This window comes from Methylomarinum sp. Ch1-1 (genome assembly GCF_030717995.2).
Taxonomy (GTDB): domain Bacteria; phylum Pseudomonadota; class Gammaproteobacteria; order Methylococcales; family Methylomonadaceae; genus Methylomarinum; species Methylomarinum roseum.
Genome location: NZ_CP157743.1, coordinates 3,735,902 through 3,749,935, shown reverse-complemented (window position 1 = coordinate 3,749,935; position 14,034 = coordinate 3,735,902). Strand labels below are relative to the sequence as shown.

The following is a 14,034-nucleotide window of genomic DNA, read 5'->3' as shown; positions in this document are numbered from 1 at the left end:
CCAATTCTTTGAAAGTTTTAGTCTTAATTAAACCATCATAGCGTATCTCAATGGAGCTTATATGCTGAAAAAAATTGTTTACCTTATTGTCGGCTTCGTATTAATCGGTGAGCCGGCGTTGGCCCAGTTGCCTGATTTTACTCAAATGGTGAAAGAAAACGGCAGCGCGGTCGTCAATATCAGCACCACGCAAAAGACCGAACAACCTGACGGTAATGCCGCGATACCAGAAATTCCGGACGACGTGCCGCCGCAGTTGGAAGAATTTTTCAGACATTTTTTCCAAGGTCCCGGTCGTGGCTTTATGCCCAGGGAAACTAAGTCGTTAGGTTCCGGTTTTATTATTTCCGAGGATGGTTATTTGTTAACCAATCACCATGTGGTTAAAAATGCCGATGAAATTATCGTCAAGCTGAATGATCGGCGGGAATTGGAAGCGAAATTAATAGGCTCGGATGAAAACACCGATGTCGCCTTGTTGAAAGTGGAGGCCAGCGATCTTCCTGTGGTCGAAATCGGCTCTACGAAGAAATTGCAGGTCGGAGAATGGGTGCTGGCCATCGGGTCGCCTTTCGGTTTCGAGCAATCGGTGACCGCCGGTATCGTTAGCGCCAAGGGTCGCAGTCTGCCGGGCGGCAATTATGTGCCGTTTATTCAAACCGATGTCGCGATCAATCCGGGTAATTCGGGGGGGCCCTTGTTCAATATGAAAGGCCAAGTGGTCGGCATGAATTCGCAGATCTACAGCCGTTCCGGTGGCTATATGGGGCTTTCGTTTGCCATTCCCATGGATGTGGCGATGAACGTCGTTGAACAGATCAAGACCACCGGTAAGGTCTCTCGTGGCTGGCTCGGCGTGCAGATTCAAGATGTGACCCGGGAGTTGGCGGAATCCTTCGACATGGACCGGCCTTTCGGCGCCTTGGTTTCCAGGGTGATCGAAGACAGTCCGGCGGAAAAAGCGGGGTTGCAGATCGGCGATATCATCATCGAATTCAATGGTCATGACATTGAAACCTCGGGAGAATTGCCGCCTGTCGTAGGTATGACTCCCGTCGGTGAAAAGGCCAAAGTCAGAATCATCAGGGAGGGACACAGAAAAACGCTGAGCGTGGAGATCGGTCTGTTGCCTGATCAGGAGCAGCTCGTCGAAGCGACGACGGGGCGGAAGATGGCGGTCAATCGCCTGGCCGTGGTGGTGACCGATTTGACTGCGGCACAGCGCAAACAGCTGCAGGTCGAAGTCAATGGGGTGTTGGTTCAGGAGGTGGATAGAGGTCCGGCCTTCGATGCCGGCGTGCGCCGCGGCGATGTGATTCTGCGCATACAGAACCATATGATCCGCGATGTGGCCGATTTCGAAGAAACGGTCGCCAATCTGCCCGCAGATAAATCGCTGGCGGTGCTGATTCAACGCAGAGGCAGTCCGGTATTTTTGGCTTTGAAGATAGACGAATAGGACTGAAGGCGAGGCGCTAAAAAGCGCCTCGCCGTGACTATTGCTTAATCATTTCCAGATATTTCTGCTCGCTGATGATGGTCACGTCTTTGTCGCGAGCGGCATTCAGTTTGCTTTCCCCGACCTTTTCACCGATCACCAGATAATCGGTTTTACCTGTTACCGAGCTGCCGACTTTGGCGCCAAACGCTTTGGCTTCCTTTTTCATATCGTCGCGCGTTCCATGCTGCATGCTGCCGGTGAAAACCAGCAACTTGCCGGACAACGGATGCGCCGGCCGATCCGATTCGGAAGTTTGGCTGCTGATCAGATTAAAGCCCAACTGATAGAGTTTGTTGAACAGCGGACGAATCTTCACTAACCCTTGGGTGACGATGGCCGCGGTTTTCTCGGCAAAGCCTTCGACGCCGACGATATCCTGTTCCGTCAATTCGAAAATTTCCGTTAAGCGATAATGCGATAGTAATTTTTCGCAATTGCCCAATCCCATTCTAAATACGCCAAATGCGGCCAAAAAACGCCAATCTTCAATCGCTTCGCTACGGCTGCGTTCCAGTTGGTCGACCAGGTTTTGTGATTGCTTGGGACCGAATCCCATCGCCTCAAATTGTTCTGCGGTCAGTTGATAAATCGCATCGACGCTACGAATATCATGGTCATAGAGCTTTCTGATCGTGGCCGGGCCAAAACCGTCATTATTTTTGAGCACCCGAAAAAAGTGCTCCAGGCTGTGGGTGATTTGCGCCGGACATTCCAGGTTATTGGTGCAGATTAAAAAATCATTATCCCAAACCAATTCATGTCCGCAGCTAGGGCAATGGGTCGGAATCTGCGGCTCGGCTTCCAGAATGACCTCTTCGATCTTCGGAATGACCTCCCCGGAACGGGCTAGGCGGATGATGGCGCCTGGGCCTATGCCTTTGTGCAAGACCATCTTGTAGTGATGGGCGGTGGCGCGGGACAGCAGGGCGCCGCTCAAGCGTGTCGGTTCCAGCTCGGCCACCGGGGTGATTCGGCCTGAGCGCGATGTTTGCGGCGTCACATTGAGGACTTCAACCTCGGCGGTTTCGACATTTTCCTTGAAAGCGATCTGCCAGCGATGATGATGGCGGGTGGCGCCCATGTATTCCTTGATTTCAGCATCGGTGATTTCCAGGATGACGCCGTCGACATCGTAATCGACTTTATGCCAGATCGATTCAATGATGTCCTTAAACTGGCTGCTCAATTGTTCCCAGTTGCCGGTCCAGTCCGGCAGTTGCGCGAAGGGATAAAACACCGCCGCCTTATCCCTGATGGCTTGTTCGGCATGTGCTTCCAGTTGTTTTTCTTTGATCACGCTGGCCTGGAAGTTTCGCGCATTGTCAAAATGTTCCGCCAGATGTCGCTGGAAATAGCTTTTACTGATGACGATTTCGCCCGCTCCCATGCCCCGTTTTCCGCCATTAGCCACGTTCAGGCCGCGGTCAAAGACCCGGCTGATATCGGTGCCTCTGCGTCCGTCGCCGCGGGTATAGAGGGTTTGGCCGTCGTCATAAGCGGCATAGCCGTCCAATTTCGGGGTGACGCGAAAAACGATATCGGCAAAGGGTTTATTTAAAGCGGTGGCCGCTTTTTCAATGCGGCCGGCCCAGCGTTCAATTTCCTTGAAACTGTAAGCTTTGTCGGTGGATAGCATGTGTACCGGTAATTCCACCGTTTTGCCGGTAAATGCGCTTTCCGGTTCGACGGTATGTAATAACGGATGGTTAGGCTGTCTCTTCCTCAGTTCGGTCTGAAAGACAAAGTCGTAATCGGCGTCGCTGATCATCGCTACGCCGCCGCGATACAAAGCATTGGCGACGGTCAGAAATTCGATCAGTTCCGAATCGGTCAAATCTTTGCTCAGTTCGGGGTGCTTTGCGATATGACAAAGCTTTTTTTCGTCGAGATGGTTAAGTTGCAGCCCGCTGCGGGCTAATAGCTCTTTCTGCTCTTGTGTCAACATGGGTAAGATTCAATAAACAAACGCGGATGCCTGAATGCTCGATAATTATATAACGAGCGATCGGCCTAAGCTGGATCATTTGTTGAATATCTTTGGAAATTTTACGGGCTGACTCTCGTTGTACTTACCCGGCCTTGTTCGGTGGTCGCTTTCGAATAAATCAATAACCTGGTTAATATATGGACACTTCGCTGCAAGCTTATAATTTTGCCAGACGTTAACATAATTATGTTAGTAATTTTTCAGGAAACTGCTAACCTTATCGCATTGTTGTCTGTCTTATGAGATTGTCGGTTTGGAAGAAGATTTAACGACTGACTTATTAGTCCTGCAAAGTCATTTGGATGGTATGTTGGAGCGCGTCCAACATAACAGTCTGGCATTAAGACGTTTCCAGGTATTTGAAATGGGGTTGTTGCGGCTCAATTCGTTGGCCGAAATGATTGAACATATTCTGAATGACGCCAAGGCATTTTTTGATCTGGATGTGATCAGCTTTTGTTTATTGGATGAGAAGGGCGATATCGCTAAATATCTTGAAGAAGACGGCTATGACTATCGCAACACCGAAGGTTTGATCCTATTGCAGGATAAGGGCAAATTGCAAGGCATTCTCGGTGCATCCGGACGTCCGTTCCTGGGGCGTTATCAGCCTGATAATTGTTCGGTTTTTTTTTCCGAAAGCCAGAAGCCTGCTTCCGTGGCCATTCTTCCGTTGACCCGGCGCGGCAATTACATGGGGTCCTTGAATTTAGGCAGCTATAAGACCGATCGCTTTATTATCGATATGGCTACCGATTTTGTCGAACATATGGTTTCGGTCGTCAGTATTTGTTTGGAAAACAACTTGAATTTTGAAACGATGCGCAGGACGAGTCTGGTCGATACCTTGACCGGAGTCAACAATCGTCGTTTCTTGGAGCAGCGTATAGGCGAGGAGCTTGATCGCAGTCAGCGGAATGACCAACCTTTGACTTGTTTGTTTCTTGATATCGATTATTTCAAAAAAGTTAATGATACTTACGGACATCAGGTCGGTGATCAAGTGTTGATGGCGGTCGCCGGCGCCATCAAGAAACAGCTTAGAAGTAACGATGTGTTGGCTCGCTACGGCGGTGAAGAATTTGTCGCCTTGTTAACGAACATAGGCGAAGATATGGCTTGTGCTATCGCCGAAAGAATCCGTATCAGTATTAAGGAGCTGCCTATTCAGTTTAATGATGAAGGGATAGCGGTAACTATCTCGATCGGTTCGGCGACCTATCTGCCGGGACGAAGAGTACAGATGTCCAGCGCCGAAATTGCCGCTAAGTTGATTCAGAACGCCGATGCGGCGCTGTATCAGGCTAAGAATAACGGGCGCAACCGGGTCGAAATAGGCGGTATGGTGTTGGCAGTCAAAGATCTGCCGGACTCGAAAATTGCCTAAGATTTCATGCTTCAGAGTCGGGGTTATCGATTTCCGGTCGATGTATGTTGCGTGGTTTCATGATCTCACCAATAGCGATAAACAGTATGTTCTTGGATTTAAGTAATCGTCTTCCGTAGTCTCATCGCAAGTTAACTCAATGTTCGTATGGTTATCGGTGGACTCCCTGCCCAGGGCTACCTCATTAAAAGAATGAGTGGCAAAACAGAAAATTAACAACAAATACGCCAGGCAGGATGATGATATGGATTCCTCTCCTTTCCAAGGTGTCATAATGCACCGGTAATTTTTAAACGAAATAAAAGAGGAGTCCGACATGAATCATAACGTAGTGGGCCTTGAGCAGGCCGGGGTTTAACCCCGGCCTGAATCTTTCAAGCCTATGCCAAATAAAAAACCAAAACGTTCGGGGCGGGTTGAATAACCCGCCCCGCCCAGAGTTAACTTAATGTTCGTGCGGTAATCGGCGGACTCCCTGCCGCCGCCCCTAAGCCTTCTTTGTGACCCAAATTAGGAATTGCTGAATTTATATGCTCAAATTGTTTTTACTATAAACTGTGCATAAACATAGGAGAGCGAAGATGAAATACCTCGGGCATATTTCTCAAATTTTAGTTTTAGCTTGTTTCTTCAATTCCTCGCTATTTGCGGCTGATTTGAACCGGGAACAAGTCGTGCAACGATTGAAGACCGCCGGTTCAAAGGCAACGGTTGATTTGCGCAGAAAAGATTTGGCCGGAGTGGATTTGTCGGACCTGGATCTTAGGCAGGCGGATTTATGGGGGGCGGACTTAAGAGGCGCTGACTTGAGCCGCAGTAATTTGTCCGGATTGAATTTGGATTTGACGGTGATGGTCGGCGCTAATCTGCAGCAGGCCGATTTGTCAAACGTTAGTATTTTTGCCGTTAGCATGATGCGTACAAATTTAAAAGGCGCAAATTTTACCGGTAGCAGGGTCATCGCCAATTTAGACAATGCCGATCTCAGCGGAGCGAATCTATCCGGTGTCAATTGGGGAGCGGATATGAAAAATCAGCCGATGGGGCTAATGAGGGCCAGTCTAAAAAAAGCCAAGTTGAAAGGCGCGAATTTAAGCGGCGCCAATCTGAGTCGGGCGATGTTGATGTTCGCCGACTTGAGTGATGCTGATTTGAGCGGGGCGCTGTTGTATGCCGCCGATCTGCGCGCCGCTAATCTCTCCGGCGCCAATTTGACGGGGGCGGATTTATCCGACAGCCAAATGGGCGGTGCTAATTTAACGAATGCAAATTTATCAGGCGCGGTGTTAAAGGGAATCAAGGGTATGGATTCCATGCGCGGTCTAGATCAGGCCAAAAATAAAAATACCGCGACGTTTGATTGATGATGGAGGTGTAAGACGAAGGGCAACCGAAGATCGCCGGTGGGTGGATTCGCCGTCAGGTAATCCGCCTGGATAGGCACAACGGCCAATTTTGCCCCGGTGGCGGTTTTTGGCGGCTTGCTTCGCTTCGCGAAGCCGCCCTACATGGGTGGATCCGCTGCGCTTGATCCGCCCTACGTTGGTATCGCAACCGTCGGATTGACCCATCGTAGGGTGGATTCGCCGTCAGGCAATCCGCCTGGATACGCACAACGGCCAATTTTGCCCCGGGTGGCGGTTTTTGGCGGCTTGCTTCGCGAAGCCGCCCTACATGGGTGGATCCGCTGCGCTTGATCCGCCCTACGTTGGTATCGCAACCGTCGGATTGACCCATCGTAGGGTGGATTCGTCGCCAGGTAATCCGCCTGGATAGGCACAACGGCCAATTTTGCCCCGGGTGGCGGTTTTTGGCGGCTTGCTTCGCGAAGCCGCCCTACATGGGTGGATCCGCTGCGCTTGATCCGCCCTACGTTGGTATCGCAACCGTCGGATTGACCCATCGTAGGGTGGATTCGCCGCCAGGCAATCCGCCTGGATACGCACAACGGCCAATTTTTCCCCGGTGGCGGGGTTTGGCGGCTTGCTTCGCGAAGCCGCCCTACATGGGTAGATCCGCTGCGCTTGATCCACCCTACGTTGGTATCGCAACCGTCGGATTTGATGCGCTTCACACTGTTCAGCGCATCCCAAGGCAAGACGGCGCTTTGCGAAGGAGCGCCGCCCAGAGGGATGACGCGATATTAACCAATGTGTTGGTTCAGGTATTTTTTAATGAGGGAGCTCTGTGACTTACGGCGCTCCTTGACCGCGCCCTAACCGCTAAAATGCTCAAGCCGAGAGTGGCTGTTCCTACCTTCCATGATACGCCTGAACTCATGATGACACCGCGATTAATCGGCGTTAAAGTACTGGATAGTCGAATTGTTCCAGTAAATTCACCAGTTTGATTAGCGGCAGGCCGATCAGTGCATTGGGATCCTCGCTGTCAATTTTTTCGAACAAGGCGATGCCTAGCCCTTCTGATTTGAAGCTGCCGGCGCAATCATAAGGTTGTTCGCGGTCGATATAATGTTGGATCTGGTTGACGCTGAGTTTTTTGAAATAAACCGTGCAAGTATCCAGTGCGGTCAGATATTTGCCGCTGGCGCTGTCGAGTACGCATAAGCCGGTATGGAATTTGACGGCATGGCCAGACTGTTCAGTTAATTGCCTGAGCGCATTTTCCCGATTGCCGGGTTTGCAGAGTTGTTTATGCCGGTGCACGGCGACCTGGTCGGAGCCGATAATCAGATGGTTGGGGTGTTTTTTGGCGACCGCTTCGGCTTTTGCTATCGCCAATCGAATGGCGAGTTGTTCCCCGGATTCAGAGGGTTTTGCCGATTCATCGATATCGGAAGAGCAGGTGAGAAACGCTATCTTCAATTTTTGCAGCAGTTCGCTACGATAGGGTGAACGGGAAGCTAGAACCAGTTTTTTCATCGCGTATTGGATTGACTGCTTAGTTAATAAACTATATCATTGTACAGTTATGTTAGACAGGTTACCTGATTTTATCGATCCGATAGCGTTCGCCGAAAGGCGAAGGGAGTTGTCGGGGACAATCAAAATAAGTGAGTTTGCTCGGTTATCTGAGTTTCTAGCCGATAAGCAAGGGGATGTGCAAGTTGAATTTTCTTTTGCAAAAGAAGGTCGGCAGGCAATTATTCATGGCAGGATTAAGGCAACGCTGGCTTTAACCTGCCAGACATGTTTGCAGGAGGTTTTGTGGCCTCTTGAGATCACTGTCAATTTAGGCGTTGTGTCTTCGCTGGAACAGGCGGACAGACTGGCCGCTGAATATGAGCCGTTATTGCTGGACGCCGAAAAGATCTCGTTGCGGGAGTTGGTCGAGGACGAGATGTTGCTCGCGTTGCCTGATTATCCCAGGCATGATTATGACTGTATCGCGCGCGAACAAAGTCAGGCAAAATTGCCGGTTGAGGATGATAATGAACAGATCAGGTCTGACAATCCATTTTCCGTTTTAGCAAAACTTAAAAATACTGGAGATAAATAATGGCTGTACAAAAAAGTAAAGTGACTCGTTCCAGACGTGGTCAACGTCGCTCTCACGATGCATTAACCAGCAAAACGCTGGCTCAAGATCCGTTAACCGGTGAAACTCATTTACGTCATCATATGACCCCCGATGGTTTTTTCAAAGGTCGTCAAATCATCGCGAGCAGCGACGAAGATTAAGATCATCTAAGCGTCTTCAATAATTAGCCGGCCTGCTTTTGCAGGCCGGCTCTTTTCTAATATCCAGGAGTTAATCCTAAGCGTGAGCTCAACTATAGCAATTGATGCCATGGGCGGGGATTTTGGTCCTCAAGTCACTATTCCCGCCTCCTTGGCGTGTCTGAAGGCAAATCCAGACTTGAAACTTATTATGGTTGGCGACGAAGCGGTTTTGGCTGAGTTGTTGACGCAGGCGCTCGTCGATTATAAAGACAGGATTAGTATTCAACATGCATCGCAGATTGTTGAAATGCATGAGTCGCCGCAAAAAGCCTTGAAAAATAAAAAAGATTCTTCGATGCGTGTGGCCATCAATCTGGTCCGCGACGGCATCGCCGATGCCAGCGTCAGCGCGGGCAATACCGGCGCGTTGATGGCGACGGCCCGCTTTGTGTTGAAAATGATTCCCGGTATTGATCGGCCAGCCATCATTTCAACGATGCCATCCATTTTCGGTCATACCCATATGCTCGATCTGGGCGGCAATGTCGATTGTAGCGCAGAGCATCTATATCAATTTGCGATCATGGGGGAAGAGGTCGTCAAGGCGGTGGAAAATATCGACAAACCCAAGGTGGGGCTGCTGAACATTGGTGAAGAGGATATGAAAGGCAATGGGCAGGTTAAGGCAGCCGCTAAATTGCTGGAAAACTCGGCGCTGAACTATATCGGCTACGTGGAAGGCGATTCGATCAATGCCGGACACGTTAAGGTCGATCTGATCGTGACCGATGGTTTTGTCGGCAATGTGGCGTTGAAATCGATCGAGGGCGCCGCAAAAATGATCGGCAGTCAATTGAAGGCTTCATTTTCCCGCAATATGTTCACTAAACTTGCCGGTTTTTTAGCTTATCCTGTGCTGAAATCATTCAGGGATAGCATCGATCCGAGATTGTATAACGGCGCCAGTTTCATTGGTTTGCGCGGTCTGGTGATTAAGAGTCATGGCGGCGCCGATGCGCTGGCGTTTGAAACGGCGATTCACCTGGCTGAAGTGGAAGTGGCGAAAGATGTGACTCGTAAAATCAGCGAAAAGGTCGAAAACGCTTTAGCTCGGAGGGAGGCTGTATGAAACGCAGCTCGAGAGTCATAGGAACCGGCGGCTATCTGCCGGAAACGGTGCGCACCAATGACGATATTTCGCAAATGGTTGATACCTCCGATAGCTGGATCTACGAGCGCACCGGCATCAAGTCGCGTCGCATTGCCGGTCCGGAGGAGACTGCCGCCAGCATGGCGGAAATCGCCGCACGTCAGGCGATAGACATGGCCGGCATCGAGGCGGCAGATATCGATTTGATCATCGTTGCGACGGGCACGCCCGATAGAGTTTATCCCAGCACTGCTTGTCTGTTGCAGCATCGTTTGGGCATCAAGGATTGTGTGGCTTTTGATATTCAAGCGGCTTGTTCCGGTTCCATTTTTGCGCTCAGCATTGCCGATCAGTATATCAAGTCAGGCGCAGCGAATAAGGTTCTGATCTCCGGAACGGAGATCTGTTCGCGCATTGTCGATTGGACCGATAGGGCAACCTGTATCCTCTTCGGCGATGGCGCCGGCGCGGCATTGCTCGAGGCCAGCGATAAGCCCGGCGTTATGTCGACTCATATTCACTCCGATGGCGGTTTTGAGGATTTGTTGTATTGCCCAAATCCTCAAGTAGCGGCGGATGCAAATAAAGAACAATTAGGCTATATCAGCATGCGCGGCAATGAAGTTTTCAAGATGGCCGTTAACACCTTAGGGCGCATAGTCGATGAGACTCTGGCTGCCAACGGTCTGGATAAAACCGATATAGACTGGTTAGTGCCGCATCAGGCTAATACCAGAATTATCGCGGCAACCGCTAAGAAGCTGAAGATGTCGATGGATCAGGTGGTGATGACGCTGGAAAATCAGGGTAATACCTCATCGGCCTCTGTGCTGCTGGCGCTTAACGAGGCGGTTAGAGATGGGCGTATACAACGAGGACAGGTAGTGCTGTTGGAGGCTTTCGGGGCGGGCTTTACCTGGGGTTCGGCATTGTTAAAATACTAGTAACTATTCCGCTCGAAGAGTGCTGATTAGATACAAATATTAAAAGAATCAAGATGAGTGAACAGAATTATAATTTAGCGTTTGTGTTTCCCGGTCAGGGATCGCAATCTGTCGGCATGATGTCGGGTTTGGCGGACATCTATCCAGTGGTCAAGCAAACATTTGAGCAGGCTTCCGAGGCGCTGGGATTAGACTTGTGGGCGTTGGTGGCGAATGGTCCGGCTGATGAGTTGAATCAGACTCACAATACTCAGCCGGCGATGCTGACGGCTGGCGTCGCCATGTGGCGGGTTTGGTGCGAACAGAGTCAGATCAGACCGGCATGGATGGCGGGTCATAGCTTGGGTGAATACACGGCATTGGTGTGCTCCGCAGCGATCGGCTTTGAAGATGGCGTTAAACTGGTAGCCGAGCGTGGTCGTTTGATGCAGGAGGCTGTCCCTGCCGGTGTCGGTGCGATGGCGGCAATCATTGGTCTCGATGATCATCAGGTGGTGAAGGCTTGCAATGACAGCGCCGACAATGAGATTGTCTCGGCAGTCAATTTCAACGCCCCAGGGCAGGTGGTTATCGCCGGCCATGCCGCGGCGGTGGAAAGGGCGATGCAGGCGGCCAAGGATATGGGGGCCAAGCGCGCCTTGAAGTTGCCGGTTAGCGTGCCTTCGCATTGTGCTTTAATGGAGCCGGCGGCGGAAAAGCTGGCGGAAAGGTTGGCGGAAATTGCGGTGAACATACCGAACGTCACTTTGATTCATAATGCCGACGTGGCCGCGCACAGCGCTGCCGAAGTGATTCGCAATGCCTTGCGCGAACAATTGTTCAAGCCGGTGCGCTGGGTCGATAGTGTTAAGTTCATGCATGATCAAGGCGTTTCCGAATTTGTTGAATGCGGTCCAGGGAAGGTATTGATGGGCTTGAACAAGCGTATCGTCAAAGAGGCGACTCATGTGACTATGTATGATCCTGAAACATTAAATCAAGTGTTGGAGCAATTGAATGGATAAGAAAATAGCGTTGGTGACAGGCGCTAGTCGCGGTATCGGTCGTGCGATCGCCGAAAGACTGGCGGCGGACGGTTTCTTTGTGATTGGTACGGCAACCTCCGATAACGGCGCCGAATCGATTTCCGCCTATCTGGGCGATAGCGGTAAGGGGCTGAAATTGAATGTCGCCGATGCCGATTCGATCAGCGACGTATTGAAAAGCATTAATGATGAGTTTGGCGTTCCGGTCGTTTTAGTGAACAATGCCGGCATTACTCGTGATAACTTGTTAATGCGGATGAAAGATGAAGAATGGGATGACATTATCAACACCAACCTGACGTCGATTTATCGCATGAGCAAGGCGGTGTTGCGCGGCATGATGAAGGCGAAGGGCGGACGCATCATTAATATTTCGTCCGTTGTCGGGGTAACCGGCAATGCCGGGCAGACCAACTATGCGGCGGCGAAAGCAGGCATGATCGGCTTCGCCAAATCGATGGCGAAAGAAGTCGGTTCGCGACATATTACCGTGAATACCGTCGCCCCTGGCTTCATCGATACCGATATGACCAAGGAATTGGCCGATGAACATAAGGACGCGTTGTTATCGTCTATTGCCTTGGGGCGTTTGGGTCAACCGGAAGAAATTGCTCATGCGGTCTCTTTTTTAGCCTCTGAAGGCGCTTCTTATATCACCGGTGAGACGATTCATGTGAACGGCGGCATGTTTATGCCTTAATATTGTGACTTTGAGACAAATTCAAGTATAATTCACCCGCCGTCTGGGATAGAGCCAGTCACGGGATTTCTAAATAATTAAATAATGATACTATGGTAAGTGTTTTGCTTTGGCAGACACTTGCATTGTTTGGGGAAAATAACTATGAGCAATGTTGAAGAACGAGTAAAAAAGATTGTCGCAGAACAATTAGGTGTTAAAGAAGATATCGCAAATGATGCTTCTTTCGTTGATGATCTTGGTGCTGATTCTTTGGATACAGTCGAACTCGTCATGGCACTTGAAGAAGAATTTGAATGCGAAATTCCAGACGAAGAAGCTGAAAAAATTACGACAGTACAGCTAGCAATCGATTACATCAACGCCAATCTGTAATCCATTGTCACTTGAGTCTAGTGGATGCTCACCATCCACTAGAATGCAATAATTCCTTATCTTTCTCGAAAATCTAACGGTACACCATTTTGAGCACACGTCGGGTTGTTATAACAGGTTTAGGCGCCGTTACGCCTTTAGCTAATAATGTCTCAGAAACCTGGGACGGAATTGTTAACGGAAGAAGCGGTATCACGCCGATTGATTCCTTTGATATTTCGCCGTTTGCTACCCGGTTTGGCGGTGTGATCAGAAACTTTGATATCAGTGAGTATATTTCGGCGAAAGATGCGAAGCGTATGGATGGTTTCATCCATTACGGCATTGCGGCCGGTTGTCAGGCGATCGAGGATTCAGGCATCGAGGTGACCGAGGCGAATGCCGAACGTATCGGCGTCGCCATCGGCGCCGGGATTGGCGGCGTAACAGGAATTGAAGAATGTTACGCCACTTATGAAAAGAGTGGGCCGAGAAGGATTTCACCTTTTTTTGTTCCGGGCAATATCATTAACATGATTTCCGGAAACCTTTCCATTAAATATGGTTTAAAGGGACCTAATTTCGCCATTGTCACCGCTTGCACCACGGGGACTCATAATATCGGCGATGCGGCGCGTCTGATCAAATATGGCGATGCCGATGTGATGGTGGCCGGCGGTGCAGAGCGTTGCACCACATCGCCGACGGCAATGGGCGGTTTCGCCTCGGCGAAAGCCTTGTCACGTCGTAACGATGATCCTCAAGCGGCCAGTCGTCCATGGGATAAAGATCGGGACGGCTTTGTCCTGAGTGATGGTTCCGGCGTCGTGGTTTTGGAAGAACTGGAGCACGCTAAAGCCCGTGGGGCAAAAATTTATGCCGAGGTGATCGGTTATGGCATGAGTGGCGATGCTTATCACATGACAACGCCTTCGGTTGGCGGCGAGGGAGCGGCTCGTTGCATGAAAAACGCTCTACGCGACGCCGGTCTGAATGCAGAGGATATCGATTATATCAATGCGCATGGCACGTCGACGCCAGCCGGTGATGTCGGTGAAACGCAGGCAATGAAATCTGCGCTAGGCGACCATGCCTATAAGGTCGCCGTTAGCTCGACTAAATCGATGATTGGCCATCTGCTAGGTGCGGCTGGCGGTATCGAGGCGGTATTGTCGGCATTATCGATTCAACATCAAATTGCGCCACCTACCATCAATCTGGAAAATCAGGACCAGGAATGCGATCTGGATTATGTGCCTAATACGGCAAGAGAAATGAAAATTGACGTGGCCATTTCCAATTCTTTCGGCTTTGGTGGAACCAACGGCTCGCTGGTGTTCAAGCGCTATCAATAGCTTTATGC

General features: G+C 50.2%; 13 protein-coding genes. 11 read left to right on the top strand and 2 right to left on the bottom strand.

What is annotated here, in order from left to right; genetic code table 11:
• The first annotated feature begins 61 nt into the window (after positions 1 to 61).
• Complete coding sequence (locus Q9L42_RS17135; protein ID WP_349431486.1) at positions 62 to 1,459, top strand: DegQ family serine endoprotease; 1,398 nt, start codon at positions 62 to 64, stop codon at positions 1,457 to 1,459.
• Positions 1,460 to 1,496: 37 nt separating this feature from the next.
• Here the strand turns inward: Q9L42_RS17135 and Q9L42_RS17130 are convergent, their stop codons facing one another.
• On the bottom strand, positions 1,497 to 3,446 hold the full coding sequence (locus tag Q9L42_RS17130) for a helix-hairpin-helix domain-containing protein (protein ID WP_349431485.1): 1,950 nt from the start codon (positions 3,444 to 3,446) through the stop codon (positions 1,497 to 1,499).
• A gap of 295 nt (positions 3,447 to 3,741) precedes the next feature.
• Between Q9L42_RS17130 and Q9L42_RS17125 the strand changes: the two genes are divergently transcribed.
• Positions 3,742 to 4,875 (top strand): sensor domain-containing diguanylate cyclase, encoded by a 1,134-nt coding sequence (locus Q9L42_RS17125; protein WP_349431484.1) that lies wholly within the window; start codon positions 3,742 to 3,744, stop codon positions 4,873 to 4,875.
• 581 nt (positions 4,876 to 5,456) lie between these two features.
• Positions 5,457 to 6,239: a pentapeptide repeat-containing protein gene (locus Q9L42_RS17120; RefSeq protein WP_349431483.1), complete on the top strand. Its 783-nt coding sequence runs from the start codon at positions 5,457 to 5,459 to the stop codon at positions 6,237 to 6,239.
• 939 nt (positions 6,240 to 7,178) lie between these two features.
• On the opposite strand, the gene Q9L42_RS17115 is transcribed toward Q9L42_RS17120, so the two are convergent.
• Positions 7,179 to 7,757, bottom strand: a complete 579-nt coding sequence (locus Q9L42_RS17115; RefSeq protein ID WP_305907213.1) for a Maf family protein — start codon at positions 7,755 to 7,757, stop codon at positions 7,179 to 7,181.
• Positions 7,758 to 7,806: 49 nt separating this feature from the next.
• Between Q9L42_RS17115 and Q9L42_RS17110 the strand changes: the two genes are divergently transcribed.
• The 8 genes from Q9L42_RS17110 (at position 7,807) to fabF (ending at position 14,026) form a co-directional block, all read left to right on the top strand.
• Complete coding sequence (locus tag Q9L42_RS17110; RefSeq protein ID WP_349431482.1) at positions 7,807 to 8,334, top strand: YceD family protein; 528 nt, start codon at positions 7,807 to 7,809, stop codon at positions 8,332 to 8,334.
• Positions 8,334 to 8,516: a 50S ribosomal protein L32 gene (rpmF, locus tag Q9L42_RS17105; protein WP_305907215.1), complete on the top strand. Its 183-nt coding sequence runs from the start codon at positions 8,334 to 8,336 to the stop codon at positions 8,514 to 8,516. Before Q9L42_RS17110 ends, rpmF begins: the two co-directional genes overlap by 1 nt.
• A gap of 82 nt (positions 8,517 to 8,598) precedes the next feature.
• Positions 8,599 to 9,627 (top strand): phosphate acyltransferase PlsX, encoded by a 1,029-nt coding sequence (plsX, locus tag Q9L42_RS17100; protein WP_305907216.1) that lies wholly within the window; start codon positions 8,599 to 8,601, stop codon positions 9,625 to 9,627.
• On the top strand, positions 9,624 to 10,592 hold the full coding sequence (locus Q9L42_RS17095) for a beta-ketoacyl-ACP synthase III (protein ID WP_305907217.1): 969 nt from the start codon (positions 9,624 to 9,626) through the stop codon (positions 10,590 to 10,592). Before plsX ends, Q9L42_RS17095 begins: the two co-directional genes overlap by 4 nt.
• A gap of 53 nt (positions 10,593 to 10,645) precedes the next feature.
• On the top strand, positions 10,646 to 11,596 hold the full coding sequence (gene fabD / locus Q9L42_RS17090; RefSeq protein ID WP_305907218.1) for an ACP S-malonyltransferase: 951 nt from the start codon (positions 10,646 to 10,648) through the stop codon (positions 11,594 to 11,596).
• Positions 11,589 to 12,317 carry a 3-oxoacyl-ACP reductase FabG gene (fabG, locus tag Q9L42_RS17085; RefSeq protein ID WP_305907219.1) on the top strand — a complete coding sequence of 243 codons (729 nt, stop codon included), beginning with the start codon at positions 11,589 to 11,591 and terminating at the stop codon, positions 12,315 to 12,317. Before fabD ends, fabG begins: the two co-directional genes overlap by 8 nt.
• A gap of 144 nt (positions 12,318 to 12,461) precedes the next feature.
• On the top strand, positions 12,462 to 12,692 hold the full coding sequence (gene acpP, locus Q9L42_RS17080; protein WP_305907220.1) for an acyl carrier protein: 231 nt from the start codon (positions 12,462 to 12,464) through the stop codon (positions 12,690 to 12,692).
• An 89-nt stretch (positions 12,693 to 12,781) separates the two neighbouring features.
• Positions 12,782 to 14,026: a beta-ketoacyl-ACP synthase II gene (fabF, locus tag Q9L42_RS17075; RefSeq protein ID WP_305907221.1), complete on the top strand. Its 1,245-nt coding sequence runs from the start codon at positions 12,782 to 12,784 to the stop codon at positions 14,024 to 14,026.
• Positions 14,027 to 14,034: the final 8 nt, after the last annotated feature.

Coding starts and splice junctions, on each gene's coding strand:
- Q9L42_RS17135 (WP_349431486.1), top strand. CDS start 62: ATGCTGAAAAAAATTGTTTACCTTATTGTCGGCTTCGTATTAATCGGT.
- Q9L42_RS17130 (WP_349431485.1), bottom strand. CDS start 3,446: ATGTTGACACAAGAGCAGAAAGAGCTATTAGCCCGCAGCGGGCTGCAA.
- Q9L42_RS17120 (WP_349431483.1), top strand. CDS start 5,457: ATGAAATACCTCGGGCATATTTCTCAAATTTTAGTTTTAGCTTGTTTC.
- Q9L42_RS17115 (WP_305907213.1), bottom strand. CDS start 7,757: ATGAAAAAACTGGTTCTAGCTTCCCGTTCACCCTATCGTAGCGAACTG.
- Q9L42_RS17110 (WP_349431482.1), top strand. CDS start 7,807: ATGTTAGACAGGTTACCTGATTTTATCGATCCGATAGCGTTCGCCGAA.
- rpmF (WP_305907215.1), top strand. CDS start 8,334: ATGGCTGTACAAAAAAGTAAAGTGACTCGTTCCAGACGTGGTCAACGT.
- Q9L42_RS17095 (WP_305907217.1), top strand. CDS start 9,624: ATGAAACGCAGCTCGAGAGTCATAGGAACCGGCGGCTATCTGCCGGAA.
- fabD (WP_305907218.1), top strand. CDS start 10,646: ATGAGTGAACAGAATTATAATTTAGCGTTTGTGTTTCCCGGTCAGGGA.
- fabG (WP_305907219.1), top strand. CDS start 11,589: ATGGATAAGAAAATAGCGTTGGTGACAGGCGCTAGTCGCGGTATCGGT.
- acpP (WP_305907220.1), top strand. CDS start 12,462: ATGAGCAATGTTGAAGAACGAGTAAAAAAGATTGTCGCAGAACAATTA.